Origin of the sequence: Glycomyces sp. MUSA5-2 (assembly GCF_037034145.1) — a bacterium.
Lineage (GTDB): Bacteria > Actinomycetota > Actinomycetes > Mycobacteriales > Micromonosporaceae > Glycomyces > Glycomyces artemisiae.
The window spans coordinates 1-275 of record NZ_JBAGKG010000032.1; the positions used below are offsets into that span (position 1 = coordinate 1).

At 71.6% G+C, this 275-nt stretch carries 1 pseudogene; it reads right to left on the reverse strand.

What is annotated here, in order from left to right:
• Positions 1-275: pseudogene (locus WA640_RS28710) on the reverse strand (cellulose-binding protein); the annotation flags it as partial.

Below are 275 nucleotides of genomic sequence, written 5' to 3' on the forward strand. Positions count from 1 at the left end.
TGACGCCTTCCTGGTAGGCCGCGCCGCTGGGGGAGCCGTTGAGTCCGAGCCAGCACTCCTCGTTGAGCGGGAGGCGCACGGCGTGGATGTTCCAGTCCTTCATGGCGTCGACGGACGCCTGGTCGACCGGGCCGGAGTCGAACAGGCCCTTGCCCTGCACGCACGCGAACTCGGCGGAGGACCGGTCCACGCCCAGCAGCCGGTACGGCTCGCCGTCCTCGGTGACGATCTGGTTGCCGGCGACGCTGAGCTGCGGAGCCGGACCGTCCGGCGGG